Annotated in this window: 33 protein-coding genes and 1 pseudogene; 14 read left to right on the top strand and 20 right to left on the bottom strand. The window is 65.9% G+C overall.

Annotation, left to right across the window (positions count from 1 at the left end; genetic code table 11):
• The first annotated feature begins 12 nt into the window (after nt 1–12).
• The 14 genes and pseudogenes from BDO18943_RS02225 to BDO18943_RS02160 all read left to right on the top strand — a co-directional run bounded on the left by BDO18943_RS02225 (nt 13) and on the right by BDO18943_RS02160 (nt 13,918).
• Nucleotides 13–1,065: a microcin C ABC transporter permease YejB gene (locus tag BDO18943_RS02225; protein WP_089450548.1), complete on the top strand. Its 1,053-nt coding sequence runs from the start codon at nt 13–15 to the stop codon at nt 1,063–1,065.
• Entirely contained in the window at nt 1,019–2,131 is a 1,113-nt protein-coding gene (locus BDO18943_RS02220) for an ABC transporter permease (protein WP_175021053.1), read from the top strand. Before BDO18943_RS02225 ends, BDO18943_RS02220 begins: the two co-directional genes overlap by 47 nt.
• Nucleotides 2,131–3,774, top strand: coding sequence for an ABC transporter ATP-binding protein (locus tag BDO18943_RS02215; RefSeq protein WP_175021052.1), 1,644 nt, complete (start codon nt 2,131–2,133; stop codon nt 3,772–3,774). The genes BDO18943_RS02220 and BDO18943_RS02215 overlap by 1 nt, the downstream gene beginning before the upstream one ends.
• The gene (locus BDO18943_RS02210; protein ID WP_089450545.1) at nt 3,767–5,218 is read left to right on the top strand and encodes a TldD/PmbA family protein; all 1,452 of its coding nucleotides are present in this window, start codon (nt 3,767–3,769) and stop codon (nt 5,216–5,218) included. Before BDO18943_RS02215 ends, BDO18943_RS02210 begins: the two co-directional genes overlap by 8 nt.
• Nucleotides 5,218–6,579, top strand: a complete 1,362-nt coding sequence (locus tag BDO18943_RS02205; protein ID WP_175021051.1) for a TldD/PmbA family protein — start codon at nt 5,218–5,220, stop codon at nt 6,577–6,579. Before BDO18943_RS02210 ends, BDO18943_RS02205 begins: the two co-directional genes overlap by 1 nt.
• A 21-nt stretch (nt 6,580–6,600) precedes the next feature.
• Nucleotides 6,601–9,768, top strand: coding sequence for a multidrug efflux RND transporter permease subunit (locus BDO18943_RS02200; protein ID WP_175021050.1), 3,168 nt, complete (start codon nt 6,601–6,603; stop codon nt 9,766–9,768).
• Nucleotides 9,769–9,944: 176 nt separating this feature from the next.
• The gene (locus tag BDO18943_RS02195) at nt 9,945–10,280 is read left to right on the top strand and encodes an ArsR/SmtB family transcription factor (protein ID WP_235995755.1); all 336 of its coding nucleotides are present in this window, start codon (nt 9,945–9,947) and stop codon (nt 10,278–10,280) included.
• Nucleotides 10,277–10,705: an SRPBCC family protein gene (locus BDO18943_RS02190; RefSeq protein ID WP_043182959.1), complete on the top strand. Its 429-nt coding sequence runs from the start codon at nt 10,277–10,279 to the stop codon at nt 10,703–10,705. Before BDO18943_RS02195 ends, BDO18943_RS02190 begins: the two co-directional genes overlap by 4 nt.
• Nucleotides 10,706–10,829: 124 nt before the next feature.
• Nucleotides 10,830–11,414 (top strand): flavodoxin family protein, encoded by a 585-nt coding sequence (locus tag BDO18943_RS02185; RefSeq protein WP_175021049.1) that lies wholly within the window; start codon nt 10,830–10,832, stop codon nt 11,412–11,414.
• Between the two features lie 312 nt (nt 11,415–11,726).
• Nucleotides 11,727–11,909, top strand: a pseudogene (locus BDO18943_RS02180) (acetyltransferase); the annotation flags it as partial.
• Between the two features lie 134 nt (nt 11,910–12,043).
• Nucleotides 12,044–12,652: a DUF2938 family protein gene (locus BDO18943_RS02175; RefSeq protein ID WP_235995754.1), complete on the top strand. Its 609-nt coding sequence runs from the start codon at nt 12,044–12,046 to the stop codon at nt 12,650–12,652.
• Between the two features lie 52 nt (nt 12,653–12,704).
• Complete coding sequence (locus BDO18943_RS02170; RefSeq protein ID WP_175021048.1) at nt 12,705–12,920, top strand: hypothetical protein; 216 nt, start codon at nt 12,705–12,707, stop codon at nt 12,918–12,920.
• 267 nt (nt 12,921–13,187) lie between these two features.
• Nucleotides 13,188–13,469, top strand: coding sequence for a hypothetical protein (locus BDO18943_RS02165; RefSeq protein ID WP_175021047.1), 282 nt, complete (start codon nt 13,188–13,190; stop codon nt 13,467–13,469).
• Between the two features lie 26 nt (nt 13,470–13,495).
• Nucleotides 13,496–13,918 (top strand): hypothetical protein, encoded by a 423-nt coding sequence (locus tag BDO18943_RS02160; protein ID WP_175021046.1) that lies wholly within the window; start codon nt 13,496–13,498, stop codon nt 13,916–13,918.
• A 120-nt stretch (nt 13,919–14,038) separates the two neighbouring features.
• Here BDO18943_RS02160 and BDO18943_RS02155 read toward each other — a convergent pair whose 3' ends face one another.
• The 20 genes from BDO18943_RS02155 to BDO18943_RS02065 all read right to left on the bottom strand — a co-directional run bounded on the left by BDO18943_RS02155 (nt 14,039) and on the right by BDO18943_RS02065 (nt 24,542).
• Entirely contained in the window at nt 14,039–14,206 is a 168-nt protein-coding gene (locus BDO18943_RS02155; protein ID WP_175021045.1) for a hypothetical protein, read from the bottom strand.
• A gap of 37 nt (nt 14,207–14,243) precedes the next feature.
• Entirely contained in the window at nt 14,244–14,453 is a 210-nt protein-coding gene (locus BDO18943_RS02150) for a hypothetical protein (RefSeq protein WP_175021044.1), read from the bottom strand.
• 15 nt (nt 14,454–14,468) lie between these two features.
• Nucleotides 14,469–14,879 (bottom strand): hypothetical protein, encoded by a 411-nt coding sequence (locus BDO18943_RS02145; RefSeq protein ID WP_175021043.1) that lies wholly within the window; start codon nt 14,877–14,879, stop codon nt 14,469–14,471.
• The gene (locus tag BDO18943_RS02140) at nt 14,876–15,202 is read right to left on the bottom strand and encodes a hypothetical protein (protein WP_175021042.1); all 327 of its coding nucleotides are present in this window, start codon (nt 15,200–15,202) and stop codon (nt 14,876–14,878) included. The genes BDO18943_RS02145 and BDO18943_RS02140 overlap by 4 nt, the downstream gene beginning before the upstream one ends.
• A complete protein-coding gene (locus BDO18943_RS02135; RefSeq protein WP_175021041.1) occupies nt 15,199–15,858 on the bottom strand; it encodes a glycoside hydrolase family 24 protein in 660 nt (219 codons plus the stop codon). Before BDO18943_RS02135 ends, BDO18943_RS02140 begins: the two co-directional genes overlap by 4 nt.
• Complete coding sequence (locus tag BDO18943_RS02130; RefSeq protein ID WP_175021040.1) at nt 15,858–17,342, bottom strand: pectate lyase; 1,485 nt, start codon at nt 17,340–17,342, stop codon at nt 15,858–15,860. The genes BDO18943_RS02135 and BDO18943_RS02130 overlap by 1 nt, the downstream gene beginning before the upstream one ends.
• Nucleotides 17,339–18,079, bottom strand: a complete 741-nt coding sequence (locus tag BDO18943_RS02125; RefSeq protein WP_175021039.1) for a hypothetical protein — start codon at nt 18,077–18,079, stop codon at nt 17,339–17,341. Before BDO18943_RS02125 ends, BDO18943_RS02130 begins: the two co-directional genes overlap by 4 nt.
• Nucleotides 18,079–18,624: a hypothetical protein gene (locus tag BDO18943_RS02120; protein ID WP_175021038.1), complete on the bottom strand. Its 546-nt coding sequence runs from the start codon at nt 18,622–18,624 to the stop codon at nt 18,079–18,081. The genes BDO18943_RS02125 and BDO18943_RS02120 overlap by 1 nt, the downstream gene beginning before the upstream one ends.
• Nucleotides 18,621–19,025 carry a hypothetical protein gene (locus tag BDO18943_RS02115; RefSeq protein ID WP_175021037.1) on the bottom strand — a complete coding sequence of 135 codons (405 nt, stop codon included), beginning with the start codon at nt 19,023–19,025 and terminating at the stop codon, nt 18,621–18,623. Before BDO18943_RS02115 ends, BDO18943_RS02120 begins: the two co-directional genes overlap by 4 nt.
• A complete protein-coding gene (locus tag BDO18943_RS02110) occupies nt 18,995–19,261 on the bottom strand; it encodes a hypothetical protein (protein WP_175021036.1) in 267 nt (88 codons plus the stop codon). The genes BDO18943_RS02115 and BDO18943_RS02110 overlap by 31 nt, the downstream gene beginning before the upstream one ends.
• Complete coding sequence (locus tag BDO18943_RS02105) at nt 19,261–19,710, bottom strand: hypothetical protein (RefSeq protein ID WP_175021035.1); 450 nt, start codon at nt 19,708–19,710, stop codon at nt 19,261–19,263. The genes BDO18943_RS02110 and BDO18943_RS02105 overlap by 1 nt, the downstream gene beginning before the upstream one ends.
• A gap of 16 nt (nt 19,711–19,726) precedes the next feature.
• The gene (locus BDO18943_RS02100) at nt 19,727–20,581 is read right to left on the bottom strand and encodes a major capsid protein P2 (RefSeq protein ID WP_175021034.1); all 855 of its coding nucleotides are present in this window, start codon (nt 20,579–20,581) and stop codon (nt 19,727–19,729) included.
• A 41-nt stretch (nt 20,582–20,622) separates the two neighbouring features.
• On the bottom strand, nt 20,623–20,748 hold the full coding sequence (locus tag BDO18943_RS42935; RefSeq protein ID WP_260865351.1) for a hypothetical protein: 126 nt from the start codon (nt 20,746–20,748) through the stop codon (nt 20,623–20,625).
• A 7-nt stretch (nt 20,749–20,755) separates the two neighbouring features.
• On the bottom strand, nt 20,756–20,929 hold the full coding sequence (locus BDO18943_RS02095; protein ID WP_155623365.1) for a hypothetical protein: 174 nt from the start codon (nt 20,927–20,929) through the stop codon (nt 20,756–20,758).
• A 127-nt stretch (nt 20,930–21,056) separates the two neighbouring features.
• On the bottom strand, nt 21,057–21,707 hold the full coding sequence (locus tag BDO18943_RS02090) for a hypothetical protein (RefSeq protein ID WP_175021033.1): 651 nt from the start codon (nt 21,705–21,707) through the stop codon (nt 21,057–21,059).
• Nucleotides 21,704–22,255, bottom strand: a complete 552-nt coding sequence (locus BDO18943_RS02085) for a hypothetical protein (RefSeq protein WP_175021032.1) — start codon at nt 22,253–22,255, stop codon at nt 21,704–21,706. Before BDO18943_RS02085 ends, BDO18943_RS02090 begins: the two co-directional genes overlap by 4 nt.
• 2 nt (nt 22,256–22,257) lie before the next feature.
• On the bottom strand, nt 22,258–22,587 hold the full coding sequence (locus BDO18943_RS02080) for a hypothetical protein (protein ID WP_175021031.1): 330 nt from the start codon (nt 22,585–22,587) through the stop codon (nt 22,258–22,260).
• A gap of 15 nt (nt 22,588–22,602) precedes the next feature.
• Entirely contained in the window at nt 22,603–22,983 is a 381-nt protein-coding gene (locus tag BDO18943_RS02075) for a hypothetical protein (protein ID WP_175021030.1), read from the bottom strand.
• 48 nt (nt 22,984–23,031) lie between these two features.
• Nucleotides 23,032–23,235: a hypothetical protein gene (locus tag BDO18943_RS02070; protein WP_175021029.1), complete on the bottom strand. Its 204-nt coding sequence runs from the start codon at nt 23,233–23,235 to the stop codon at nt 23,032–23,034.
• Nucleotides 23,232–24,542 (bottom strand): protein rep, encoded by a 1,311-nt coding sequence (locus tag BDO18943_RS02065; RefSeq protein ID WP_175021028.1) that lies wholly within the window; start codon nt 24,540–24,542, stop codon nt 23,232–23,234. The genes BDO18943_RS02070 and BDO18943_RS02065 overlap by 4 nt, the downstream gene beginning before the upstream one ends.
• Between the last annotated feature and the right edge of the window lie 86 nt (nt 24,543–24,628).

The following is a 24,628-nucleotide window of genomic DNA, read 5'->3' as shown; positions in this document are numbered from 1 at the left end:
GGGAGAACGACGATGCTGGCATACATACTCAGGCGTTTGCTGCTGATGATCCCGACGCTGATCGGGGTGGTGACGATCACGTTCGCGGTCACGCAGTTCGTGCCGGGCGGCCCGGTCGAACAGGTGCTCGCGCAGTTGCGCCACGGCAGCGCACGCGGCGGGGAGGCGGGCGGCGGAGGCGGCGGCTACCACGGCAGCCAGGGCGTGGACCCGCAGCAGATCGAGCAGATCCGCAAGCAGTTCGGCTTCGACAAGCCGCCGCTCGAACGCTACGTGCTGATGCTGAAGCACTACGCGACGTTCGACCTCGGCCAGTCCTATTTCGCGCACCGCAGCGTGTGGGCGGTGATCCGCTCGAAGCTGCCGGTGTCGATCACGCTCGGGATGTGGACGGTGATCCTCACCTACCTGGTGTCGGTGCCGCTCGGCATCGCGAAGGCGGTGCGCAACGGGTCACGGTTCGACACCGTGACGAGCGTGCTGGTGCTGGCCGGCTACGCGGTGCCGGGCTTCGTGCTCGGCGTGCTGCTGCTGATGCTGTTCGGCGGCGGCACGTTCTGGCAGGTGTTCCCGATGCGCGGGCTCACGTCCGACAACTTCGACGACCTGACGCTGATCGGCAAGGCGCTCGACTATCTGTGGCACATCGTGATGCCGGTGACGGCGTCGGTCATCGGCAACTTCGCGATCGTCACGATCCTGACCAAGAACACGTTCCTCGAGGAAATCGGCCGGCAGTACGTGCTGACCGCACGCGCGAAGGGCGCGCCGGAGCGCGACGTGCTGTGGAAGCACGTGCTGCGCAACGCGGCGATCCCGTTGCTCACCGGGCTGCCGGCCGCGTTCGTCGGCGCGTTCCTGAACGGCAACCTGCTGATCGAGACGCTGTTCTCGCTCGACGGCATGGGGCAACTGTCGTACGACTCGGTGATCCGCCGCGACTATCCGGTCGTGCTCGGTTCGCTGTTCCTGTTCACGCTGATTGGCCTGCTGACCAAACTCATCGCGGATATCTGCTATGTCCTCGTCGACCCCCGTATCCAGTTCAACCGCCTGGACCACTGACCAGGTGTGCGCCGCGTGCGCGGCCTCGCCGTCGCCGTGGCGGCGCACGTGGCTGCGCTTTCGCGCGCAGCCGCTCGGCTACTGGAGCCTCGTGATCTTCACGGTGCTGTTCGCGCTCAGCCTGGGTGCGGACCTGCTGTCGAACGACCGGCCGCTGATCGTGCGCTACGACGGGCACTATTACTTTCCGATCGTGAAGGACTATCCGGAGACGGCGTTCGGCGGCGACTTTCCCGCGATGACGAACTATCTCGATCCGTATATCCGCACGAAGCTCGAATCGCATGGCAATTTAGCGATCTATCCGCCGAACCGCTATCGCTACGACACGATCGACTATTTCGCGTCGCGGCCGTATCCGGCGCCGCCGTCATCGAGCAACTGGCTCGGCACCGACCAGTTCGGCCGCGACGTGCTCGCGCGGCTGCTGTACGGATTCCGGCTGTCGGTGCTGATGGCGTTCGCACTGACCGTGTCGGGCGTGCTGGTCGGCGTGCTGACTGGCGCGCTGCAAGGCTTCTACGGCGGCCGCACCGATCTGGTCGGGCAGCGCCTGATCGAGATCTGGAGCGCGCTGCCCGACCTGTACCTGCTGATCATCTTCGCGTCGATCTTCACGCCGTCGCTGTGGCTGCTGTTCATCCTGCTGTCGATGTTCGGCTGGCTCGTGCTGTCCGATTACGTGCGCGCCGAATTCCTGCGCAACCGCGGGCTCGACTATGTGAAGGCAGCACGCACGATGGGGCTGACGAACGCACAGATCATGTGGCGCCACGTGCTGCCGAACAGCCTCACGCCGGTGATCACGTTCCTGCCGTTCCGGATGAGCGCGGCGATCCTGTCGCTGACGAGCCTCGATTTCCTGGGCCTCGGCGTGCCGCCGCCGACGCCGAGCCTCGGCGAATTGCTGCAGGAGGGCAAGAACAACCTGGATGCGTGGTGGATCTCGATCGCGGCGTTCGCGGCGCTGGTGGTGACACTGCTGCTGCTTACCTTCATGGGCGATGCGCTGCGCAACGCGCTCGACACGCGTACGCGCGGTTCAGCATTCGGTGGAGGGCGGTGATGACGAGACCGTTGCTGCAGATCGACGGGTTTTCCGCGCATTTCGGCGCGAATGCGGCCGTACAGGACCTGAGCCTGGCGATCGGCCGCGGCGAGCGGGTGGCGCTCGTCGGCGAATCGGGGTCGGGCAAGAGCGTGACCGCACTGTCGATCCTGCGGCTCGCGCAGCAGGCGACGCTGTCGGGGCGGATGCTGTTCGACGGCGAGGATCTGCTCGCGAAGACCGAGCAGCAGATGCGCGGGATCCGCGGCGCCGACATCGCGATGGTGTTCCAGGAGCCGATGACGGCGCTCAATCCGCTGTACACGATCGGCAAGCAGATCGCCGAGAGCCTGCGGCTGCACGAGGGGCTGCGCCCGGGCGACGCGCGCGAGCGCGGGATCGCGCTGCTGCGGCGCACCGGGATTCCGGAGCCGGAGCGGCGCATCGACAGTTTTCCGCATCAGCTGTCGGGCGGGCAGCGGCAACGCGCGATGATCGCAATGGCGCTGGCGTGCCGGCCGCGGCTGCTGCTCGCGGACGAGCCGACGACGGCGCTCGACGTGACGGTGCGCCAGCAGATCGTCGACCTGCTGATCGAGCTGCAGGAGCAGGAGGCCGCCGCGCGCGGGATGGCCGTGCTGCTGATCACGCACGACCTGAACCTCGTGCGGCGCTTCGCGCAGCGCGTGGCCGTGATGGAGAAGGGCGTGCTGGTGGAGACCAACACGACGGCTGCGCTGTTCGCGGCGCCGCAGCATCCGTATACGCGCCGGCTGCTCGACAGTGCGCCGCAACGGGCGATCGAGCCGGTCGCCGCCGGTGGGCAGACGATCCTCGACGTGCAGCAGCTCGCCGTCGACTATCGCATCGCGGCAAAGGGCTGGCGCTCGGTGCTCGGCAAGACGACGTTCCGCGCCGTGCACGACGTGCAGCTGAGCCTGAAGCGCGGCGAAACGCTCGGGATCGTCGGCGAGTCGGGTTCGGGGAAATCGACGCTTGCGTCGGCGGTGCTCGGCTTGCAGCGGCCGGCGTCGGGCGGGATCGAGATCGACGGCATGCCGCTCGCGTCGCTGCGCACGACCCAGGGCCGCCGCACGCTGTACGGGCGCATGCAGGTAGTGTTCCAGGATCCGTTCGGCTCGCTGTCACCGCGCATGACGGTCGAGCAGATCGTCGGCGAGGGGCTGGGCGTGCACCGGCCGCAGGTGACCGGCGATGCACGGCGGGCGCGGATCGCCGCGCTGCTGCAGGAGGTCGGCCTGCCGCCCGAGGCGATGCTGCGCTATCCGCACGAATTTTCCGGCGGGCAGCGTCAGCGGATCGCGATCGCGCGGGCGCTGGCGGTGGAGCCGGAACTGCTGGTGCTCGACGAGCCGACGAGCGCGCTCGACGTGTCGATCCAGAAGCAGGTGCTGAATCTGCTGACGAATCTGCAAAAGAAGTACAAACTCAGCTACCTGTTCATCACGCACGATCTGGCGGTGATGCGCGCGATGGCCCACCGGGTCATCGTGATGAAGGCGGGGCGCGTGGTCGAGGCGGGCGAGACGCTCGACGTGCTGCATGCGCCATCCCATCCGTATACGCGGGCGCTGCTCGCGTCGTCCATGCTGGCGCCGGAGCGCGGCCCGCAGGAGAGGCAAGAGAGAACCGATGATTGACGAGAACCGGGCGCCGGGCGCCCGAGCCGTGCAGGCGGCGCAGGCGTTGCGCAGCGACGCCGATTTCTGGTCGCTGCGCATCGTCGACGAGACGATCGACGAACATGCGGTGCGCAACGACGTCGCGCAACCGTTCTCTCGCACGCGCGAGCGCGGTGCGATGCTGACGGCCTGGGCCGGCACGGGTGCGGGCTATGCGGCGACGCCCGACCTGTCCCCGGCCGGGCTGCAGGCGGCGCTCGATATCGCGACCGCGCGGGCGCGGGCCAGTGCGCCGTGGGCGCTGGTCGATCATCGTCACGCCGCGCGCCCGCAGGCGAGCGGCACGTATGCGTCGCCCGATGTCGATGCGGCACTGCCTTCGCGCGCGGAATGGATCGAGCGTCTCGCGCACGAATGCGCGGCGGCGAACCTCGGCGCGCGCATCGTCGAACGCGCGGCGAGCGTGATGATCGTGCACACCGAGCAGTGTTACGTGACGAGCGACGGCGTGCGGATCGACCAGCGCTTCCGCTTCCTGATGCCCGAGCTGCAAGCCGTTGCCCACGGCGACGGCGACACGCAGACGCGGTCGCTCGGTCAGTCGGGCACGCTCGCGCAGGGCGGCATCGACGTGCTGGCACGCTACGGCTTCGACGGCGCGGGCGTTCGGGTTGCCGACGAGGCGCTGCAGTTGCTCGCCGCGCCGAATTGCCCGACCGGCCGGCGCGATCTGCTGCTGATGCCGGACCAGATGATGCTGCAGATCCACGAGTCGATCGGCCATCCGCTCGAACTCGACCGGATTCTCGGCGACGAGCGCAACTTCGCCGGATCGAGTTTCGTCCGGCCGGAGATGGTCGGCCACTATCAATATGGCTCGCCGCTGCTGAACGTCACGTTCGATCCGGAGCCAACGGCCGAAGCCGCGTCCTATGCGTTCGACGACGACGGCACGCCGGCGCGCAAGCAGTACCTGATTCGCAATGGCGTGCTCGAACGGCTGCTCGGCGGGGCGCTGTCGCAGCAGCGCGCGGGCCTGCCGGGCGTGGCCAACTCGCGCGCGTCGGGCTGGAACCGCGCGCCGATCGACCGGATGGCGAACCTGAACGTCGAACCCGGCGACCAATCGCTCGATGCGCTGATCGCGGGCACCGAGCACGGGATCCTGATGCGCACCAACACGTCCTGGTCGATCGACGATCACCGCAACAAATTCCAGTTCGGCTGCGAATTCGGGCAACTGATCGAGAACGGCCGGCTCACGCAGGTCGTCAAGCGCCCGAACTACCGCGGCATCTCCGCCCAGTTCTGGCGCAGCCTGCGCGCGGTCGGCGATGCGAGCACGTTCGGCATCTACGGCACGCCTTATTGCGGGAAGGGCGAACCCGCGCAGATCATCCGTGTCGGCCACGCCGCACCGGCCTGCGTGTTCGCCGGCGTCGACGTATTCGGAGGGGCGTGATGACGGGATTCGATCCGATGGCACGCCAGGCCGGAATCGACTGGCATGCGTATTTCTCCCGGCTCGCCGACGACGCACAACGGCTGACGACGCCGGCCGAAACCGTGCTGCTCGGCTTCTCCAGCGAAACCTCCGACTTCGTCCGCTTCAATGGCGGCAGGATCCGCCAGACCGGGCGCGTCACGCAGGGGCGGTTGTCCGTGCGGCTCGTCGACGGGGCGCGGCAGGCGCACTCGGCGCTGACCGTGTGCGGCGATCCGGCGGCCGACCTGCGCGAACTGGCGGATGCAGTTGCCGTGCTGCGCGACGGCCTGCGCGATGCGCAGGACGACCCGCACCTGCTGTTCGATACGTCGTCGTGGGTGCAGGAAACGCGCCGCACCGGGCGCCTGCCGGATGCGGACGGGCTCGCGCGAATCGTGGCCGAATGCGCGCGCGGGCTCGACTTCGTCGGCTTTTACGCGGGCGGCACGCTGGCGCGCGGCTTCGCGTCGTCGACTGGCAGCCGTGGCTGGTACGAGGTCGAGAATTTCAACTTCAGCTGGTCGCTGTACGACCCGAGCGGCCGCGCGATCAAGACCGTTTATGCGGGCGACGACTGGCGCGATGCGGCGTTCGCGGCCAAGGTCGACGCGGCCGCCGCGCGGCTGCCTGTGCTCGGCCGCACGCCGAAGGCGCTGGCGCCCGGGCGCTACCGCACCTATTTCGCGCCGGACGCCGTCCACGAAATGACGAGCCTGCTTGGCTGGAGCGGCTTCTCGGCGCGCGCGCTGGCGAGCGCCCGCAGCCCGCTGCATCGTCTGTACGCCGGTGAGGTCGCGCTCGATCCGCGCGTATCGATCACCGAGGATTTCTCGCTGGGCATCGCGCCGGCGTTCAACGCGGACGGCTACCGGCGCGACAGCGTGCCGCTCGTCGTCGAAGGGCGGGGCGCCGGGCAGCTCGTATGTGCACGTACCGCGCGCGAGCAAGGGTGCGCGCCGAACGGCGCGGACAACGGCGAATCGCCGCAGTCGCTGACGATCGCGGGCGGCACGCTCGCCGATGCCGACGTGCTGGCCGCGCTCGACACGGGGCTCTACGTCGGCAACCTCTGGTACCTGAACTTCTCGGATCCGATCGCGTGCCGGATGACGGGGATGACGCGGTTCGCGACGTTCTGGGTCGAAGGCGGTCGCATTGTCGCGCCGATCGAAGCGATGCGGTTCGACGACAGTTTCTACCGGCTGTTCGGGTCGGAGCTCGAGCAGCTCGGCTCGGCACCGGCGCTGCTGGCGAACGACGACACGTACGGCGAGCGTGCCACCGGAGGCGCGCAGCTGCCGGGGCTGCTCGCGCGTTCGTTCGAGCTCACGCTGTAGCGCGTTCGCCGACACTTGCCGATGCCGTCATTCTTCATCGACCGCCCGGTATTTGCGTGGATCGTCGCGCTCGCGATCGTCGTCGCGGGCGTGCTGGCCATTCCGCAACTGCCGATCGCGCAGTATCCGCGCCTGGCGCCGCCGCGGGTGGTGATCACCGCGTCCTATCCGGGCGCGTCGACCGAGACGGTCGATGCCGACGTCGGCAGCATCATCGAGGAAAGCCTCGACGGCGCGGACGGGCTGCTGTACTACGAGACGAGCAGCGACGGCCACGGCAACCTCGAGATCGACGTGACGTTTTCGCCCGGTACCGATCCGGACATCGCGCTCGTCGACGTCAACAACCGGTTGAAGCAGGTCGAGCCGCGGTTGCCGCAGCAGGTCGTCCAGCAGGGAATCGGCGTGTTCAAGGCGGCGAACACGTTCCTGATGCTCGTCACGCTGACGTCGACCGACGGCACGCGCGATTCCGCGCAACTCGGCGATTACCTGAACCGCTACGTGCTGCGCGAGCTGAAGCGCGCGCCGGGTGTCGGCGCGGCCGAGCTGTGGGATGCCGACGAGGCGCTGCGGGTCTGGCTCGATCCGGTCAAGTTGCGCGAATACGATCTCGGCGCCGACGACGTGATCGCGGCGATCAGCGAGCAGAACGCGACGGTCACGGCCGGCGCGATTGGCGATGCGCCGTTCGTGCGCGGCCAGCAGCTCACCGCGACGATCGTCGTCAAGGGGCAGCTCGCGTCGCCGGAGGAGTTCGGCCGGATCGTGCTGAAGTCGAAGCAGGACGGCTCGGCGGTGCGCGTCGCTGACGTCGCGCGCGTCGAAATCGGCCGCGACGACTATTCGTTCTATTCGCGGCTGAACGGCCGGCCGGCGGCGACCGTCGGCATCCAGCTCGGCCCGCGCGGCAACGCGCTCGAAACGTCGAATGCGATCCGCGCGCGGCTCGCCGAGCTGTCGCGGACGCTGCCGCCAGGCGTCGCGGTCGAGATTCCGTTCGACGGCGCGCACTTCGTCAAGATCGCGATCCACGAAGTCGTGCTGACGCTCGTCGAGGCCGTCGTGCTGGTGTTCGGCGTGATGTGGCTGTTCCTGCGCGACCTGCGCTACACGCTGGTGCCGACCGTCGTGATTCCGGTCACGCTGATGGGCGCGTTCGTCGCGATGTGGGCGTTCGGGCTGTCGATCAACGTGTTCACGATGTTCGGCCTCGTGCTGGCGATCGGCATCCTGGTCGACGATGCGATCGTCGTCGTCGAGAGCGTGCACCGCGTGATGGAGGAGGGCGTGTCGCCGCGCGACGCCACGCGCCGGGCCATGAAGCGGATCGGCGGGGCGATCGTCGGCGTGACCGCGGTGCTGACCGCCGTATTCGTGCCGATGGCGTTTTTCCCGGGCAGCGTCGGCGGCATCTACCGGCAATTCGCGGTGGCGATGATCGCGTCGATGCTGGTGTCGTCGTTCATGGCGCTGTCGCTCACGCCCGCGCTGTGCGCGAACCTGCTGAAGCCGGTCGCGCGACACGACGGCGGCACCGGCACCGGCCATGCGCGGCGACGCGGCATCGGCGCGCGTCTGGCCGACCGGTTCGGCGCGGCCTTCGCGCGCGCCGAATCCGGCTATCGCCGCGTCGCCGTGTTTGCCGTGCGCCGCACCGGCATGGTCGTGGCGGTCTATGCGGTGCTCGTGATCGGATGCGGGCTGCTGTACTGGATGATGCCGGGCGGCTTTCTGCCCACCGAGGACCAGGGGCAATTGCAAGTGATGATCCAGTTGCCGGCAGGCGCCACGCAGGCGCGCACGCTCGCTGTCGTCGAGCGTGTGGAGGCCATCCTGCACGGGGAGCCGGCGATTGCGAACGTGACGAGCGTGATCGGCTGGAGTTTCGTGGGCAGCGGGCAGAACGTCGGGATGGCGTTCGTGGAGCTGAAGGACTGGGCACAGCGCGACGTCGACGCGATGGCGTTGCGCGACCGGCTCAACGCGCGCTTCGGCGCGATCCTCGACGGCGACGTCGAGGCCGCGCTGCCGCCGTCGGTGCGCGGCATCGGGCATTCCGACGGATTCACGTTCCGGCTCGAGGATCGTGGCGGAGTCGGGCTCGATGCGTTGAAGGCGGCTCGCGAGCAGCTTGCCGAACGCGCGAAGGCGGATCCGTTGCTGTCTGCCGTGCATTTCGAAGACCTGCCGGATGCGCCGCGTATCGAGCTCGATGTCGATCGCGCGAAGGCCTATGCGCTGGGCGTACCGTTCGAGCGGATCGCGGGGCTGCTGGGCGGCACGTTCGGCTCGAACTACATCAACGACTTTCCGGCGTCGGGCCGGATGCGGCGGGTGATCATCGAGGCCGATCCGGTCGCCCGCGCGACCGATACGCAACTGATGGCGCTCACCGTACCGAACCGCACCGGCGACATGGTGCCGCTGTCTGCCATTGCCGCGCCGCACTGGACGATCGGACCGGTGATGCTGAACCGGTACAACGGCTATCCGTCGCTCGACATCAGCGGCCGAGCAGCGACCGGCACGAGTTCGGGCGCGGCGATGGCGGAGATGGAGCGGCTTGCTGCTGTGCTGCCGGCCGGGATCGGCTTCGACTGGGTCGATGCGGCGCGCGAGGAGCAGGTCGCCGCGCGGCAGACGCCGCTGCTCGTCGGGCTGTCGGTGCTCGCGGTCTTCATGGCGCTGGCCGCGCTGTACGAAAGCTGGACGATTCCGCTGTCGGTGCTGACGATCGTGCCGCTCGGCATGATCGGCGCGATCGCGGCGGCGCTCGCGCGCGGCATGCCGAACGACGTGTACTTCAAGGTCGGGATGATCACCGTGGTCGGGCTGGCGGCGAAGAACGCGATCCTGATCGTGCAGTACGCGCGCGACCTGGCCGGTCGCGGCGTGCCGTTGCGGCAGGCGGTGGTCGACGCGGCCGCCGCGCGATTCCGGCCGATCGTGATGACGTCGATGGCGTTCCTGCTCGGGGTCGTGCCGCTCGTGCTGGCGACGGGCGCGGGCGCGGAAAGCCGGCGCTCGATCGGCACTGGCGCGTTCGGAGGCGTGCTGGCGGCGACGGTGTTCGGGCTCGTGTTTGCGCCGGTGGCGTTTCGGGTCGTGGCATCGGCTGGCCGGCGCGGCCGGCGGGTGGCGGTGACGAGGCGCGACGATCGACAGACAGAGACAGTAGGGGAGTGACGCACCGCCGCCAGCGGATGGCCGGGCGTGGATGAGTCACGGCAATGCCCATCGCATCCGGTTCGTCGAAGCGCACGTCGATGCGTCGAAACCCGCTGCATCGACGCGCGGGGCAAATGACACGCTGCCGGGTTGAAAATCCATAACTCTACGGTTATTATTCAGATTCATAACTTTTGAGCTATGAATTGAAACCTACTGCCAACGACCTGTTTGCCGCGTTGGGCGAACCGACCCGCAGGGCCATTTTTCAGCGGCTTTCCCATGAAGGCGAGCAGACGGTCGGACGACTGACCGCACATGCGGGCGTCTCGCAGCCGGCCGTGTCCAAGCATCTGGCTGTCTTGCGACAGGCCGGGCTGGTGGAAGGGCGCCCGGAAGGACGGGAAACCTATTACCGAGCCCGTTCGGAGGGGCTTGCACCCTTGATCGACTGGCTCGGCGTCTATGGCGTGTTCTGGCGGGATCGAATCGATGCGTTGTCCGACCTGCTGGACAGGATGGACACATGACTGCATCGCGAGAATCGCACAGCCTGGTCGTGGAGCGAAACCTTCGGCATCCGCCCGAAAAAGTGTGGCGCGCACTCACGCAATCGTGGCTGATCGAGGAGTGGCTGATGGCCAACGACTTCGTGCCTGAGGTCGGCCACCGCTTTACGCTGCGCGCGGCGCCGTTGCCCGGGTGGTCGGGCATCACGAATTGCCAGGTCATCGCGGTGGAGCCGGAACGGCTGCTCAGCTATCGCTGGGGCGATGGAACGGAATCCGCAAGCGGGCTGAAGACGATCGTCACGTGGACCTTGACGCCGCATGAGGGCGGCACCGTGCTGCACATGGAGCAGTCGGGCTTCCCGTCTCCGACCGCGCTCAGCTACGTGCGCCTCGGCGCGGCCTGGCCTCGCTTTCTGGACAAACTGGATCAGCTCATCGGCTAGTTCCGGCGACTGAACCTCAACGCTTTCTTCTTCCCGATGGGGCCTGCTGGACGGCCGGCCCCAGGGGTCATGCTTGCCTGGCGCAAGCCATCGGCTTCGGCCACACGTTCAAGGAATAGCAGGTATGTCGACTGTCCGAATCGCAATCATCTATCACAGCATGTATGGTCACACCGCCAGGCAGGCGGATGCGGTGCGCGCCGGCGTGGAACGTATTCAAGGCGCAGAAGCGCTGCTCCTGACCACCGAGGAGGCGCCGTCGCGCTGGGACGACCTGGCATTGGCGGACGGCATCATCTTCGGCTCGCCCACCTATATGGCCAGCGTGTCCGCAGGATTCAAGACCTTTCAAGAGGCGACCTCGAACGCCGTCCTGGCCAAGGGCGCATGGCAAGACAAGGTCGCTGCGGGGTTTACGAACTCAGGCGCTCACGCCGGCGACAAGCTTGCCACCTTGATCCAGATCGCGCTGTTTGCCGCCCAGCACGGCATGCACTGGGTCAACCTTGCGCTGCCGCCGGCGAACAACTCCACCACGGGCTCGGATCGGGACTTGAATCGCCTGGGATTCTGGCTCGGTGCCGGGGCGCAATCCAATGTCGATCAGACGGCCGATGTCGTGCCGCCGGAATCGGATCTGGCCACGGCGCGCCATCTGGGTCAACGCGTGGCGGAGGTTGCGATGCAACTCGTGCGCGGGCGGGCTTGAATGCTGTCACGTGACGGCAAATGGCTGCGGTGACGTTCATCGGCCCAGGTGACGGCCGGCTCGTCGCGGTGAGCGGTGCCGTGTCTCGAACCGTCCGGTCTCGGTCCATCGTTGCGGTCGGCGTGTCCGGGCAGGTGGAAGGCACCGCCACGGGTGGCAGGTCAGGGTGGCTCACACTTCCGCACCTGACGCTGATTTCAATGCAATTGATTGCCACTCGAACTGGATTTCGGTTTGGGGTGTGGATTAACTGAGATTAGAAACCTCCTTTAGTGTGGGGTTTTGAATGATTCAATACCTGAAAATATGCAAATGATTAAGATTAGGGCCTCTCGACCCGAGGACGGTGCGCGCGCAGTTGAAATCTGGCGAGGTGCGGTTGATGCGACGCATGATTTTTTGTCACTGGAAGACCGCCGCGCGATTGACGAAATGGTATGCGGCTTTTTGCCGCAAGCGCCGCTTTGGCTTGCCGTCGATACCGATGATTATCCATTTGTACAGCGTGTTGACCACGGGCGATCAATTGCTATGGGGGGGCGGCTGAACCGCTGCGGCGCGTGCTGAACATGATTCTGAACGCGCAGTAGGTTTCAGCGAGCAGGGCGTTTCAGCGATGGCGGAGCAACATGTGCCGCCATCGCTGGATCTTTCGGTGGTCGCTTCGTCCCGATACGCGGAAAACCCGACTCGATGCGGGTGGCGTCGACGCGCTTCGCATCTGGAAAGCAGAGAGAAAAACCATGAGTGACATCATCATCGCAGGCGTTTTTATCGGTCTGATTGCCACGGCGCTGTCGGATGTGTGGGCCGTGTTTCTCGAAAAGGCATTCAAGGTGCCGAATTACGGCTTCGATGTCGTGGGACGCTGGATCGGGCACATGGCACGCGGACAATTCTTCCACAAGCCGATTTTCGCGTCGCCGCCGATTCCGGGCGAAAAGGCGATCGGCTGGATCGCCCATTACGCATTGGGCGCTGCGTTCGGTTTCTTGCCGATCCTGCTCGGCGGCGGGACGGACTGGATTGCCCGTCCGACGTGGGCAGCGGCGATCGCAGCAGGTCTTCTCACGCTCGCGGTACCGTTCTTCATCGTCGTGCCTGCGTTCGGTATGGGTGTCCTGTGCTCGCGCACGCCGGATCCCTGGGCGGCACGTCGCCAGGGCGTTATCGCGCACCTGTACTACGGCATTGCGCTGTACATCGCGGCAATCTTCTTTGCGATGCTGATGCGCTAAGGGCGGGCGATGGTGAGGCATCGACCGCATGCGGTCCATTCAGGAGATTTCGATGACGTGCGAAAAGTGTCGCAGCTTTGGTGGAACGCGCTCCAACTATGAATATCTGGGTATCAATATTTCCAGGCACGCGGAGTTGTACCAGTGCAAGCATTGTGGGCAGTTTCTGGAGATTGTCGCGGAAGCGCGAGCGCCGTATTTTCTTACGCTTGAGCAGGCCAAGGAACATTTCCCGGATGCTCGCAAAGCGATCGACGACATCCGCTGATGGCCAGGAGGTCGGTACTGGTTTGGTATCGTGATTGGACGAACATGACTTTGGAAATGGGAGCGAAATTGCTTGGAGGACGGGTCAGTGGGCCGTCTGCGACGCCAAAAACATGATTTGACATAATCATCATTATCGACGTTTAAATCGCGGAACTGAATCAGACCCCAAAAGTGATCCAATTATCCGATTAAAGAAGCTGTAACGACCCAGTCACACCATGCCGAAGCCGGGATTCCCCGGCTTTTTTTTCGGACAAAAAGAACGATGCGATACCCAAACCTGCGATACGGGAAGCCTGACGAATTCCGCTACTACATGAACGGCCGGACGGTCGCCGACGTCGCGCGCGAGCTGCGCCGCAGCGAGCGCAGCGTCGACGACTGGCTTTCCGGCCGGCAACGCGTACCCTGGTGGGCACCGGAGATTCTCCGATTACGTGCGGTCGAGCGCGACGCGACCCGGCTGCGCTTCGCCTTCAATGCCTGGAAGCCGTCAAGTCTCGAGACTCCAATGCGCGAGCGGCCGCACCTACGGATCGTTGCATAATGGCGCGCGATCAACAGGAGACCACCTTGAAAACCGCAGTTGCCGCCATGCTCGCCGTCATGTGCCTTTCCGCGCACGCCGAGGATTTGTCGTACCCGATACTCAGTTGCAACGTTTTCGACGGGGCTATCTCGTTCGTGCGCGCGGAAGCGGCCGCGAATCGACGCCCGCTGGTCTCCGATCTCGCCTACTATCCGCCGCGCCGTGGGATCACGTTCAATGGCTTGCCCGTCGTCGCTGTGTTTGGCTTCGAGCACAACTCGACGCTGTTCCCGCGTGTTCCCGGCACACCTCCGCCCAGAATGTACGGCGTGACGATCGAAGGCACGCAGGCGACCGGCAATTCCCTAGTCCAGGGAAGCCGCGCGCAGTCAGCGCCATCAGGAATACGGCGTCGAGGCCATGAGTTCGTCGACATATCGTGCATCTCTCAGGGAGGTGCGTTCTAACAAAAAGCCCCGGTTTCCCGGGGCTTTTTCACTTCCATGCCTGGCGTTTCACTTCCGGCGGCGGAAGCGGCCTTTGCTGTCGCGCGCCGGCGTACGGCGCTTGTGGTGCTTCGACATAGGTCATTCTCCTTGCAGTTTGAGGACTTGCGCGAGAAGCGCGTCTCGGATTTTCAGCAGCGAATCGACGTCGCGGCGCAGCCATGCGAGCTGCGTTTTGACCACCCCCCACGTAACGGCCGCATTCAAGACCGCCGAGACGAGCATCGGCAACAGGGTTTCGTTGGTCACGTGTGCTTCCCCCGTGCGGCCGTGAGCGGCCCGCTCGTTATTGGCCGGTCGGGCCGGCCGGCGGCGTCGACGCGCTGTCGGGCACGAACACCGCGAACAGGCCGAACAGCGCCTGCAGGATGGCAGCGATTGCGCCGACCTTCGTCGGGTTCGCACCGAGCTGGATGGCGGCCGTCGACGCCGCCGTTGCGAGTACGCCGATGCCGGCGTGCGTGCTCGGTTCGCCGAGCCGATCGAGAATGGACATGGTTTTCTCCTGGTGTCACAACGAAAGGAAGTTGCCGAAATCGGTCGGCGCCGCACCGTTTCCCGGTGATACCTCATTGGTGCCGCCGCCCCACCCTGCACTGTTGCCGGTGTCGAATGTCGGGTCGGGCGACGTGCCGGCAGTCGTGAACCAGTTCTTCACACCGGTCCACTGTTGGCCGAGCCAATCACGCGTGGCCTGGCCGCTCGCGTAGCCGGCGGCCGCCGGGTTGAAGTCGCCCGTCGCCGGATCGGTCAGCGCGGATGCGCCCGGGATCTGCAGCACCGCGCCGGTCAGCGCGCCGTCGACGTTGCTTACGACCTGGCCGGCCGACGCGACGATTGCGCCACGCTTCACGTAGGCAAGGCCGACCAGGATCACGCCCGCACCGATTGCGAGCCCCGCAGCGTTCGCTTTGAGACTCATGGCAGCGTGAAGCCCCAGTTGTTGATGCCGGCCTCGCCGGCTTTGGCGAGTGCGGCGCTCAGGTCTGCCGACATGTTCCCGCTCAACGCGTCCGGGTTCCATGCCGTCGAGGCGTACGGGTTGTCGACGGCGAGCGGCGTCGGGCCGTCAGTCGAGCCACCGAAGTTCAGCAGCGACCAGGTCGCACCGCCACCGCTTGCCGGCGCGTTCGTGACCGTCGACGTCGGTGTCGCGCCGGCCTGCCCCTTGAAATAGCGGTAAAGCGCGAAGCCGAGCACCGCGACGCCGAGCCCGAGCGCGAGGTTGTTGGCCGTGTCTTTCATGCGAGCGCACCCCCAGCCGCCTGATACCACGCCTGCAGTTGCGAGGGGCTACGGTTATGCCCCTGTGCGTTCGGCAGGCTCTCGAAGATGACGCCGGTCGAGTTGATCTGCGCATACGCGCCGTTCAGATCTCCCGCTTCGATGTACGGTAGTGCGCCCAGGTCGGAGAGGTATTGCACCGCGCCGGCATCCTGGCTTTGCGGGGAGAAGTCCGAGAGCCCCGCCTCCGCCGCGACCTGGTTCCAGGTGCTGAAGATGAACTGATACGCGCCGGCCGCCGTGCTGACCTTGCCCGGTCGCCACGGGATCGGAACGCCGATATCCGGATGGCGGCTGTAGTCGTTGAACGTGCGGCCGCCATTGATCACGTTGTATCGGTTGTTCGACTCAGCCATGCGCAGCATGTACAGGAACGCGGACAGGTTCGCGTCGTAGCCGTTGTAGTTCGGATTGTCAGCCGTGCCAAGCATAGTATTCACCGTTCCGTTTAAATCGCTCCACGCGCTGGATGCGCTTCCGAGCAGGTCAGAAAATCCCGGGTCCGTTGTTCCGCCCGAGTCGCCCGAATCAGTCGGTGCGACGTTCGCGCTACTCGGCTGCATGTAGAGCAGCGCGGCCGCACCAGCGACGAGCACAAGGAAAGGTGCCGCACTCATCACCGGCCCTCGACCTTGTAATAAATGTAGATATCCTGCGGAACAGGGGCCGATGCCGTGACCGTGAGCGTCGTTTGCGACGCGTACGCCGAGACGATGATGGGCGCGGTGGACGGCGTGACCTGCACGTTCGAAATTTCGGTTGGGAAGCCTGCACTCGACTTGCCGGGGAACGTCGGGAACGTGAGCGTGCCCGCCGTCTGCCCCGAGGCGATTTTCATCGTGCCCGCGAGCGCGATCTTTCCGGCCGAGTCGATTTCCTCGTAGCCGGGTGGCGACGTGAAGAAGAAGCCCTGCTTTCCGGACGGTGCATTGTTGGTCCCCCACCAGATCGACGCACCGGGCCCCGTCACCGGCGGCGCTTGGTTGTTGTCGATGTCGTAATAGAGGATGTTGATCGCGTAGGCTGCATCCGTCGCGTGATCCGTACCCTGGGCGTACACACCGCCACCGCCGTTCGCCGTCGTTGAGACGTGATAGAAGGTCAGGTGTCGAGTGGTCTGCAGGAACGCCGGCCCGCCATTGCACACGATCCCGTACACCGCGACATTCGGAGTCGGGTTGTATCCGTTGACCGTGAAGAATTTCTCGTTGTCGTTGCCGTTGAGGATCACCATCGGCGACGCAAGCCAATTGCCCTCGATCAGCTCGTATTGGTTCCAGCAGCAGTTATAGCTCGCGTTGCTGTTGCAGATGAGGAACGAGCCATCGGCCGCATTCGACTGGTATCCCGCAATCGCCCTGAACCGGTTGCCCGAGCAGTCGCCGTTCTCGGCGGTCGTCGCGTTCACGTCCATCTGGACGAACGTGGTTTTCCAGTGGCCCGCGCGAATGTCGTAATCGCCGTAGCGGCAAGCTACGAGGTTCACGGCGATGCCGCCGAGCGCGTTGTTACCGTCGAAGAAGATGCCCTCGATACCGTTGTCGGCTACCCACTGATTCGACGTGGCCGGGTCGGGCTGGATCTTCACGCACGTGCCGCCGCTCGCACCCGTCCAGATGAACCGCGTGAGCGCGTTGATCACCGGTGCGTTGTCATGCACGCCACCTCCGCCGGCACCGATCAGCCGGACACCTTCGCTCTGGATGGTCAGCGTATCCGATACCTGGGTGGTTCCGGGCCCGTAATAGATGGTCTTGAATTCGTTCGACGCGGACGCCGCTGCGATGGCCGCCTTACTCGCTGCCGTGTTGTCGCGGCCATCCATGACCACGCCGAACTCCGACGCGCACACCATCTTGCCGACGATAAGCTTTTTCCATCGGCCGCCGTCCGCCGCGACGATGATCGTGCCGCCGTTGTCGGCGCTGGTCGTGTCGGTCGGATCGAGCCGGAACGCACCGGCCGCTCCATCGTTCGCCGCGTAGTAGCCGGTCGTGAAGGCATTGTTGTAGATCGTCTTCGACAGCGTGCGCAATGCCGCGACGGAATCCACCACGGTCTTGAGCTTGGCCCACGGAAAAATCGAGATCCGCCCGCTCATGCAATCACCTGCATGTTTGCGGTTGCGCCCGTGTCGCTCGTCGCGTACCAGTCGACCTGCGGCGCGTCCGTTTCATTCCATACGTCACCCGGCAGCAGCACGATCACGGCGTTCGTCGGCGTGACACCCGCCCCGCCAATGAAGAGCTTGCCGGCCGATGCAGCCGGGTTGCTGATGCGCAGCGACCGGCACGCGCCGGCCGCACGGATATGCACCTGGTTCGGCGTGCCGGAAGTGAAAGCGGCCACCGCTTGCGGTGCCGCGTCCGTGATGGTGGATGCCTGCATGGGCAACACCGGCACGGGGTTCGCCGTCGTGTTGTTGATGCCGACGTTCGTCGCCGTCAGCGTTGCGCCCGTTACCGTGACGGGGCCGGTGATCGTGACCGGGAACGGCGCACCTGGTTCGCTGACGATCTCCACGGGCACTGGATTCGTGCCCGAGTTGGTCACGATCACGCCGATGCCTGGCAACTGAAAATCAATGTCGCCGTCCGCGATGATGAACGTCACGTTCGTGTCGACCGGCGCGAGCATGTCGATACCGTCGAACGGCGTCGGCGGCTTCGCCTTGAACGATGCACCGACCTGGTCGACCTCGCCGCTTTGCGCGTTGCCCGTGAAGAAGCGAACGACCAGGTTCTGTCCCTGGTCGGCGGACTGGATGAACAGCACCGAGCCCGCGATCTTGAACGGCATCCGCTGGCCGGCATACAGCTTCGTGGTGAGGGTCTGCATTACGCGGCTTCCTTGAACACCGGAGCGAGCACGACCAGGCCGACGACGACGAGCGCGCCGATGACGATGACGCGTTGGTTGCCGGTCTTCGCGTCCTGGTACGCGGCCGTGATGGCCGACGTGGCGCTTTGCTGCGCGTCGGCCGCTTGCTGGCCGGCATTCTGGTAGGCGTTCGCGACGGCCGTCGTCGCCTTGTTGAACGCGTCCTGTGCGCCCTGCACGCTGTCGAGCGCGCCGTTGATTGCGAGCTCGGCCGTGTGCGCGCTCGCGCTCACGGACGACGTGCCGATCGCCGTCACGTCATTCAGCGCGTCGTGCGCGAGACCGAACGACGCGGCCACAGAGCCCTGGTCGGTCGGCGTGACGTTGATGTTGACCGAGCCGCCGCTCGATGCGGTCGCGCCGACACCGCCGCCACCGACATCAAGCCGCTGGTCGACGTTCTGGTTGCTGGTCTTGTCCGAGCTGCTCGAACTACCGCCGTTGCACGGCGTAGCCGGCAGGCCGAGGCGTACCAGGTGGAGTTGTTGTGGACGAAAAATCATCGCAGATCCTTTCGCATCAGCACGACGTCGCCCTTGCGCCAGGCAGGGTAGTAGCCGTTGTCGATAGCTTTTTTCATGAGGCCGCGCCGGCGCGTGCGGAAGGCGATCGACCGGAAGCCGTCCGCCTGGCGTTCGACGAGCGCGAGCCCGAACTCGGTCAGGTCGAAACCAGCGCGGCCGGCCGCCGCCTGGATGAACAGCTCGTCGCCGTCGACCTTCAGCGACCAGGCAAGCACGGGCACGCCGTCTTGCTCGAGCACGAAGCAATCACCCTTTGCCGCGCACGCGGCCGCGCCCTCTTCCGTTGTCATCCAGCGGTCGACGGGCGCGAACATGCGCGCGATCTCGTCGCGCGTCGCCGGCCGCATGGTCACGCCCTGCGATGCTTGAGCACGTACCATGCGACCGCCCCGAGCAAGAGGTATGGAAGGTATTGCTGCAGGATGCCGCTGCCGACCGCCGCGGTGCCGGCCAGCGCGGTATCGAGCGAGCCGCCGCCGTTCGAGACGACGAACGAACCGTCGTTGAACGTGCTGCTCGTCGTCGAATACGCGCCGGACGGGCCGCCGCCGAGGCCAAGAGACAGGTTCGGCATACCTGCCCACGACGGTGCGCCGGCAGTGATCGGAGAGGTCATCAGTGGCCCCCTTCGTGATCGAGCAGCAGCACGAACAGGCCGATCAACAGCAGCATGCCCATGCCGTTGCCGCGCGTCAGGCTCGGCCCGGTGCCGACCGGATACGTCGTCCCGTTCGGCGCGCGGTAGACCGGCACGGTGCCCTGGGCCGTCAGGCCGTTCGCGATCGCATCGCCGGCCACGGCCGCGCCGAGCAGCGACTGGAAGCCCGACAGCCACAGCGCGCCGTTCGAACCGCTCGAATCGGTGCTGCCGTTCGTCTGCATCTGGCCCAGCGTGGACGGCACGCTCGTGTTGTTCGACGTGTCCGGTGCGGTCGTGTACGTGTAGTTCGAATTCGTCGAGTCGGGACCATAGATCCCGTACAGCGTCGACGCATCCGCCCCACTCGGGTCAACCGAACCGGAATCGATGCCGGTTCCGTCGAGGGAGAAGTCATACAGCGCCATGCCGCCTCCCGTCCGGTTAGCGGTTGATCGGGTCGACGATCTTGGCGTAGCCCGTCAGGAACACCGGCCCGGTCTGCGTCACGACGCGGATGAACACGTTCTTCGACAGCGTCGTGTTGAGCCACTTCTCGCGCATGCCCTGGAGATCGAAGTCGACGACGAACAGACCAGGCTGCGGCACCTTCTGGTAGTCGGTCTGATCGTCCTGGTACACCTGCGGCGTGCCTTCGGAAATGATCACCTGGTTGTTGCGGATCTGGATCGACTGGATCGAGCCCGCGCCGGCCTGGCCGTAGTTCGACTGGTGCAGGTAGATCTTGGTGATGACCGAACCGGCTTGCTGCACGGGCAGCGCGATATCGTTCTGGCCGACCGTCATCAGCGCATAGGTCGCCGACTGTTCCTTGAACACCCACGGGTTCTTCGACGGGTCGCTTTCTTGCGCCCAGGCCGTCATACCGATGCCAGCCGGCGCGCTCGCGTTGATCTTGATTTCCATCGTGCACTGCTGCAGGCCGGCGGTCGCCAAGCACGTGAACAGCTCTTCCTGAACCTGCGTCGACTGGATCACGACGCCCGAGCTGTTCTTCGTCGCCGAGCTCTTCGCGCCACGGCGGGTGAAGTCGAGCAGCGCGACGGTGGTCGGGTTCGGCTTGCCCTCGTACAGGTTCTGTGCGAGCAGGTCGTTGCCGTTCACGGCCCAAATGGGCTTGCCGTTTTGCTTGATCGTGATCAGGTCGAGATGCGAGATCAGCAGGCCGTTGGCGAGGTACAGCTTGATCCGCTCGAACGTCGGGCCGCACGGGACCGCCAGAAGCGCGGTCTGCCCCGGGTTGACGTTCTGCAGGTTGACGAGTTGCTCTTTGCGCATCGCGCACTCCTATTCGTGAAGTTGGACCGGTGCCGTGCGGGTTAGGCGTTAGCGCCGCCCGGGAGGTACGGGCCGACCACGGGGATCTGGAACACCGACTTCTGGATGAAGGCGCAAACAGCAACCGTGCCGAGCACGACGAGAGCAGTCTTGACGTGAGCTTTCATAAGGACCTCAGGAAGTGGGAAAGTCAGATTGCGACGTGGACCAGATCGTGTTGCCGTCGACCAGCTTCTTCGCGGCCGGCCACTTGGAAATGATCCAGGCCGCGACCAGGACGCCGACTGTCGTCGCGATGACTTCCTGGGCGAGCCGGTGTTTCGATGGCAGGTAGGCGGAGAGGGACACGTAGCGCTCTATGGGGTGAAAGAGCCCTCATCGTGCGGACGGGCGCCGGAAATGACAAAAGCCGGGAATCCCTTGTCAGATCAGGGATTCCCGGCTTTCCGGGCCTGCAAAAAACGTTGTTTCGACGCTACTCGTACGACACGACGCCCGTCGTGACCTCCCCTTTCTCAGCGTCGCGATGGATGAAGTGGAACTTCTGCAGGCCGAGGATTTCGGCCTTGTCGACGAACAGCACGTCGGCCATCACCTTCGCATCGGCCACGTTGGACACCGCGTAACAGTGAATCTCAGTGCAGTTTCCGAGGAAGTCTTTGTCGACCTGGGCGGGCCGCTGCGATACGCCGATCAGGGTCATCTCGCGCGAGTGCGCGCCGGCCGTCGTCATGCTCTTCCAGGCGGTCGGGGCCTTGTGCGGCTTCGTGACCAGCATCAGCTCTTCGACGATCACGGTCCAGCGCTTGAACCCGGGATTCTCCAGGATTCTGCAGAAGCGATCGAACTGCGCTTCGCGCTCGGCATCGTCCTGGGATGGCACGAACACCAGGCGCGTCTTTCCGGCGGCCAGCGCCTTCACGAGCTCCTGGATCGTGTAGACGCGTTCGCCGCCGATCTCGCCCGCGTAGTCGTCCGGCCGGGAGATTTCGAGCGGCGACCAGACCAGGATCGGGCCGCGCACCTTCGGGAGAAAGTAGCGCTTGATCCACACACCCTTGCCCGAGCGCGAGCGGCCAATCACGCCGATGATGCCACCGTGCCGCGTACCGGTACGCCGCGTCATGCTGCCGCCATCGTGTCGGCCATCAGCGCACCGGGATCGGTACCGAAGGCGGCCGGGCCAGGCGGGGGCGGCGGTGCCGCCGTGGCCGGTGCCGGCTCGACGTTCTGCCCGGGCTGGGCCGGTGCCGGCTGCGCCTCGACGACGTGATGACGCGGGCCGGCGGCCGCCGCGTCCATCTGCGCGCGGATGCGCCGGTTGCGCATTGCGAAGCCCAGGCTCCATGCGAGCGGCACGGCCGCCGCCACCAGCTTCAGCAGCGGATGCTTCATGACGTTCATCACGCCGCCCCAGCCGTAGTACGCATCGCAGTCGGCCAGCGCATCCGCCAGCTCGCGCGTCACGTCGTCGGTCCAGTCGTCCGAGCACTCCGGCAGCATCTTGAGCACGATGCCGCGTGCCTTGTTCAGCCCGAAAAAATACTGATCGGACATGGATGCGGCCTCTTTCTCTGCCGCGACCTGGTCGGCCTGCACTTGCTCGTCGGCGAGCGCCGCGCGCTCGGCCACCTCTTCCTGCCCGATTGCATCGAGCGCTTGCGTGTCCATCATGGTCAGAGCCCTGCGAATGGAGTGCCGTCGAGCAGCCCGCGCCGCTTCGGTTTCTCCTGGGTTTTCTGGGGATCGACGACCGGTTCCGGGCCGCCGGGAGGCTTGGTTTCCCCGGGATTCCCGGGGTGCTCGTCGTACGGGTCGGCCTGGAGCGTCACTTCCTCGCGCACGAAGCGCTGGGAGGCCGCAACGCCGTCGTACTCAAATCGGCACGTGCAACGATCGCACTTTCCGTAGGCGCGTCCGCCCCTGTTCAGCTTGACCGCAACGGTGTGCGTGCAGCCCTTCGTTTTGCAGGGCACCGTGCCGATGAATTTGCCGGGTGCGGACATGGGTGCGCCCTCCCCTTACGCCTGGTTGCCGCCGGCCGCCTGTGCAACCGGCATCGCGTTGACGGCGGCCATTGCGCTGTCGGCCAACGTGACGGCCTGCTGTACCTGGGACATGTGGCTTTGCAGCGTCGCCGTGACGCCCTGGGCGAACGTGTCGATCTTGCTGTTGACCAGGTCGGTCAGCTTGGCCGTGAGCGCCTCCTCGATTGCCGACAGGTCGGCCTTCGCGGCGTTTTCGATCGCGACGACGCGACCGTCGATATTGGCCAGGGCGTCATGCAGCGCGCCGGCCAGCTCGCCGAGCGTCTGGTTATGCGGCAGGTTGCCGGCGATCAGCACGACGACCTCTTCGGCCTTCTCTTTCACGGCCGCGATTAGGGATTGAAGTTCGGACATGGTCTTCCTCTCGGTGGTGTGCGGCCGGAGTCGGCCGGCCGCGTGCCGTTACAGCTTTTCGACGGCTTCGACGAGGCGCTGGATGACGGCGATCTCTTTCGCCGCCATGCCGCGCTCGACCCGCGACAGCTTGTTGTGCATCGCGCGCACGTCGCGGGCTGCAGCCTTGGCTTCCTGCACTGCGTCGACGGTGTCCTGATTGACCATGTCGCCGTAGTACACGCCGGTTTTCGATTCGAATTCTTCGTTCATTTGGCTTCCGCCTCAGGGTCATAGAACTTGCGGGTGCGGGCGCTCCAGTACGGCGCGCTGATCGCGCCGCTCGCCCTGCGTTCGTGCTCGCGCGCGAACGCCATGAAGTCGTCGATGTCGGCCTGGGCCGTCGCCGGGTCGTAGCAGTACTCCGACACGAACGCGAGGAAGCGGCCGAGCATGCTGCGCGCGGTGAGCACCGACAGGTCTGCGGCCGAGATCGCGCCGACTACCTCCTCTTCGGGCAACTGCGCGGCCGCCGCTTCTTCGTCGGATTGCTCCAGCTCGTCGAGGCCGAGCGCGGCTTTCAGGCCAGGCGTCCAGGTCAGCATGCGGCGGCCGGTGAAGGCGGTGACGTACTCGCGGAATTGCGCGGCCGCTTGCCCGTCGCCGGCCGCCGCCCACTCGAGCAACTGGAACGGGTGCGCGCCCTTCTGGCCGCCGCCGGTCTTCGCCGCGTTCATCGTCAGCTCGCGCGACAGGCCCCACTTCGTGTCGCGGCCGAACTTCGCGACGTACTCCGCCGCGTACTGGCCGCCGCGCACGTCCAGGCCGTGATCCAGCACGTCGGACAGTTGCGACGGCTCGCAGAGGCCGACCTTGAGCAGCGCCTCGTACCAGGCGCGCTTGAGCTCGTCGATGAGGCGCGACGCCATGCGGCCCGTGTCGCCTTCCTTCACGTCGCCGAATGCGTCGGGCGTGGCGAAGACCAGGGAGTGCGTGTGTGGGTGCCAGCCGTGCGAGCCGAGCGTGATTTCGAGCGCCTTGATTGAGCCGGCGCGCACGCCCTTGCCGAGGATCCGCTTGTACGTGCGGCAGTTCTGGAATTTCTGCATGGCCTTGGCCTGCAGCGCGAGCATGTCGGCCAGCGGCCGCTCGCCCGCTTCGTGCGGGAAGGTGTTCGTCATGAGCCAGACGTAACCGCCGTTGCCGACGTGCGCCTTCATGCCGTCAGCCACTTCGGCCTGGCGCTGCATGCAGACCTTCAGCGAGCAGACCGGGCAGGCCCAGACCGAACCGCACGTCGACACGCCGGCCAGGCTCGCGCCCGAACCGTCGACGTTGCGCCGCACGCCGAGCGTTTCGCCCGGGGACGTAAGCGCGCGCTGGCACCAGCACGTGCGGTGCTGCGTTTCCTTCGCCGCGGCCGGGTCGTAGATGACCGACTGGGAGACGCGCAGCAGATCGTGCAGGCGGCCCTTCGCCTTCGCCCGGGAAACCGCGTCGGTATTGGGCGTGCGGGGAGCGTGTATCGATTTCGCGTTTATACCAAGAAAACCAGACGGCAATTTTTCGGGGGTGGTCATGGTGCGCGCCTCCCCATCCGGAAGGCGCGGCCGAGCGCGCCCACGCGCGTGACGCGGCCGCAGCGCGGGCACCGGGTTGCGTTGAG

It is taken from the genome of Burkholderia aenigmatica (genome assembly GCF_902499175.1).
Lineage (GTDB): Bacteria > Pseudomonadota > Gammaproteobacteria > Burkholderiales > Burkholderiaceae > Burkholderia > Burkholderia aenigmatica.
The sequence above is the reverse complement of the archived record's forward strand: the minus strand, read 5'-3'. Positions and strand labels throughout refer to the sequence as shown.

What these genes read in the sequence shown, in the direction of transcription:
- BDO18943_RS02225 (WP_089450548.1), top strand. Translation starts at nt 13, where the DNA reads ATGCTGGCATACATACTCAGGCGTTTGCTGCTGATGATCCCGACGCTG.
- BDO18943_RS02220 (WP_175021053.1), top strand. Translation starts at nt 1,019, where the DNA reads ATGTCCTCGTCGACCCCCGTATCCAGTTCAACCGCCTGGACCACTGAC.
- BDO18943_RS02215 (WP_175021052.1), top strand. Translation starts at nt 2,131, where the DNA reads ATGACGAGACCGTTGCTGCAGATCGACGGGTTTTCCGCGCATTTCGGC.
- BDO18943_RS02210 (WP_089450545.1), top strand. Translation starts at nt 3,767, where the DNA reads ATGATTGACGAGAACCGGGCGCCGGGCGCCCGAGCCGTGCAGGCGGCG.
- BDO18943_RS02205 (WP_175021051.1), top strand. Translation starts at nt 5,218, where the DNA reads ATGACGGGATTCGATCCGATGGCACGCCAGGCCGGAATCGACTGGCAT.
- BDO18943_RS02200 (WP_175021050.1), top strand. Translation starts at nt 6,601, where the DNA reads ATGCCGTCATTCTTCATCGACCGCCCGGTATTTGCGTGGATCGTCGCG.
- BDO18943_RS02190 (WP_043182959.1), top strand. Translation starts at nt 10,277, where the DNA reads ATGACTGCATCGCGAGAATCGCACAGCCTGGTCGTGGAGCGAAACCTT.
- BDO18943_RS02185 (WP_175021049.1), top strand. Translation starts at nt 10,830, where the DNA reads ATGTCGACTGTCCGAATCGCAATCATCTATCACAGCATGTATGGTCAC.
- BDO18943_RS02175 (WP_235995754.1), top strand. Translation starts at nt 12,044, where the DNA reads ATGTGCCGCCATCGCTGGATCTTTCGGTGGTCGCTTCGTCCCGATACG.
- BDO18943_RS02170 (WP_175021048.1), top strand. Translation starts at nt 12,705, where the DNA reads ATGACGTGCGAAAAGTGTCGCAGCTTTGGTGGAACGCGCTCCAACTAT.
- BDO18943_RS02165 (WP_175021047.1), top strand. Translation starts at nt 13,188, where the DNA reads ATGCGATACCCAAACCTGCGATACGGGAAGCCTGACGAATTCCGCTAC.
- BDO18943_RS02150 (WP_175021044.1), bottom strand. Translation starts at nt 14,453, where the DNA reads ATGTCCATTCTCGATCGGCTCGGCGAACCGAGCACGCACGCCGGCATC.
- BDO18943_RS02145 (WP_175021043.1), bottom strand. Translation starts at nt 14,879, where the DNA reads ATGAGTCTCAAAGCGAACGCTGCGGGGCTCGCAATCGGTGCGGGCGTG.
- BDO18943_RS02140 (WP_175021042.1), bottom strand. Translation starts at nt 15,202, where the DNA reads ATGAAAGACACGGCCAACAACCTCGCGCTCGGGCTCGGCGTCGCGGTG.
- BDO18943_RS02135 (WP_175021041.1), bottom strand. Translation starts at nt 15,858, where the DNA reads ATGAGTGCGGCACCTTTCCTTGTGCTCGTCGCTGGTGCGGCCGCGCTG.
- BDO18943_RS02130 (WP_175021040.1), bottom strand. Translation starts at nt 17,342, where the DNA reads ATGAGCGGGCGGATCTCGATTTTTCCGTGGGCCAAGCTCAAGACCGTG.
- BDO18943_RS02125 (WP_175021039.1), bottom strand. Translation starts at nt 18,079, where the DNA reads ATGCAGACCCTCACCACGAAGCTGTATGCCGGCCAGCGGATGCCGTTC.
- BDO18943_RS02120 (WP_175021038.1), bottom strand. Translation starts at nt 18,624, where the DNA reads ATGATTTTTCGTCCACAACAACTCCACCTGGTACGCCTCGGCCTGCCG.
- BDO18943_RS02115 (WP_175021037.1), bottom strand. Translation starts at nt 19,025, where the DNA reads ATGGTACGTGCTCAAGCATCGCAGGGCGTGACCATGCGGCCGGCGACG.
- BDO18943_RS02110 (WP_175021036.1), bottom strand. Translation starts at nt 19,261, where the DNA reads ATGACCTCTCCGATCACTGCCGGCGCACCGTCGTGGGCAGGTATGCCG.
- BDO18943_RS02105 (WP_175021035.1), bottom strand. Translation starts at nt 19,710, where the DNA reads ATGGCGCTGTATGACTTCTCCCTCGACGGAACCGGCATCGATTCCGGT.
- BDO18943_RS02100 (WP_175021034.1), bottom strand. Translation starts at nt 20,581, where the DNA reads ATGCGCAAAGAGCAACTCGTCAACCTGCAGAACGTCAACCCGGGGCAG.
- BDO18943_RS42935 (WP_260865351.1), bottom strand. Translation starts at nt 20,748, where the DNA reads ATGAAAGCTCACGTCAAGACTGCTCTCGTCGTGCTCGGCACGGTTGCT.
- BDO18943_RS02090 (WP_175021033.1), bottom strand. Translation starts at nt 21,707, where the DNA reads ATGACGCGGCGTACCGGTACGCGGCACGGTGGCATCATCGGCGTGATT.
- BDO18943_RS02085 (WP_175021032.1), bottom strand. Translation starts at nt 22,255, where the DNA reads ATGATGGACACGCAAGCGCTCGATGCAATCGGGCAGGAAGAGGTGGCC.
- BDO18943_RS02080 (WP_175021031.1), bottom strand. Translation starts at nt 22,587, where the DNA reads ATGTCCGCACCCGGCAAATTCATCGGCACGGTGCCCTGCAAAACGAAG.
- BDO18943_RS02075 (WP_175021030.1), bottom strand. Translation starts at nt 22,983, where the DNA reads ATGTCCGAACTTCAATCCCTAATCGCGGCCGTGAAAGAGAAGGCCGAA.
- BDO18943_RS02070 (WP_175021029.1), bottom strand. Translation starts at nt 23,235, where the DNA reads ATGAACGAAGAATTCGAATCGAAAACCGGCGTGTACTACGGCGACATG.
- BDO18943_RS02065 (WP_175021028.1), bottom strand. Translation starts at nt 24,542, where the DNA reads ATGACCACCCCCGAAAAATTGCCGTCTGGTTTTCTTGGTATAAACGCG.